Annotated in this window: 2 protein-coding genes; both read left to right on the forward strand. The window is 41.6% G+C overall.

Annotation, left to right across the window (positions count from 1 at the left end; translation table 11 throughout):
* Window positions 1–611, forward strand: a 611-nt coding sequence (locus BLQ44_RS16350; RefSeq protein WP_245688185.1) for a transposase, incomplete at its 5' end; no start/stop codon positions are given.
* Window positions 575–1,438 (forward strand): IS3 family transposase, encoded by an 864-nt coding sequence (locus BLQ44_RS16355; protein WP_245688186.1) that lies wholly within the window; start codon window positions 575–577, stop codon window positions 1,436–1,438. The genes BLQ44_RS16350 and BLQ44_RS16355, both read left to right, overlap by 37 nt.
* Window positions 1,439–1,468: the final 30 nt, after the last annotated feature.

Here is a 1,468-nt window from a genome sequence, read left to right on the forward strand (position 1 = left end):
GGTATTGCACCCCGGAAGTTAGAGTAAAAAATCTAATTTCCGGGGTGTTTTTTATGTCAAAGTATAGTGAGGAATTTAAATTGAAGGTGGTAAGGGAATATCTCCAAGGTCCTCTAGGGTACATTTTACTAGCTGAAAGATACTCTATCCCTAGTGAAACCCCAATAAAAAATTGGGTCCGAGCGTATAAAGCTTTTGGAGAAGAAGGGCTAAAAAAGAGACATTCCAGACAAGTATACTCTGTCCAATTCAAGCTGGATGTATTAAACTTTAAGAAACAAACAGGCGCTTCTCACCAGGAGACTGCGATTGCCTTCCGCTTAAATAATCCTTCGTTAGTTGCGAAATGGTCCAACACATTTCAGAAGGAAGGGATCAAAGGCCTCCAGGAAAAAGCGAAAGGACGGCCATCTATGTCAAAAAATCCTAAGTCATCCAAAACCGAAAAACCTTTAACTCGTGAAGAACAGTTAGAACGTGAAAATGAACTTCTACGTTTGGAGAATTCTTATCTAAAAAAGTTAAAAGCTTTTCAGGAGAACCCGAATGCCTACCTCGAAAAGCACAAGCAGCGCTGGTATTCGAACTCAAAGAAGAAGGATTCAAAGTAAAAGATGCTTTACAGCGAGTGGGCATTCCTGAAGCCACGTATCATTACCAGAGAAAGCATTTCCAGGAGGAAGATCTGAATAAAGAGTGGAAAGAAATGATTACGAAACTTTTTCATAAGCACGACGGGACTTATGGCTATCGCCGCATCACCTTCGAGCTTAGAAACCAGGGATATATCATCAACCATAAAAAAGTGCAACGGATCATGAGTGAATTGGGACTGAAAAGCGAAAAATTCACCCGTAAATCCCGATATAAATCATACAAGGGTACGATTGGGAAAGTGGCTCGTAATCGACTGAAACGCAGGTTCCACACGCCCATCCGTCTTCAGAAATTAGTCACGGACGTGACAGAATTTAAATGTACAGGAGACGAGAAGCTTTATTTAAGTCCGATTATGGACGTTTTCAATGGAGAAATTGTATCCTTTGGCATTTCCAAACGACCTACCCTGGAGTTTGTATTAGAGCCGTTGAAGGAAGCGTTGGAGACCATCCAAATGGAAGCTGAATTCCGGACAACCATCCACTCTGATCAAGGCTGGCATTACCAACACCGCAAGTGGGTGAAAACCTTAAAGAAACATCGTATCTTCCAGAGTATGTCCAGGAAAGCTAACTGCGCTGATAATGCGGCGATGGAGAATTTCTTCGGGATTCTCAAACAGGAAATGTATTACGGAGAAGAATTGGTTTCTTATGAAGAGCTTGAGAGAAAGCTCGAGGGATACATGGACTACTACAACCACGAACGCGTAAAAGTAAAATTGGCTGGCTTAAGTCCTATTCAATACCGGACTCAAACCAGCAAATCAGCTTCATAATAAAAACTCTAACTTTTAGGGGTCACTACC

Origin of the sequence: Salimicrobium halophilum, assembly GCF_900100295.1 — a bacterium.
Taxonomy (GTDB): Bacteria; Bacillota; Bacilli; order Bacillales; family Halobacillaceae; genus Salimicrobium; species Salimicrobium halophilum.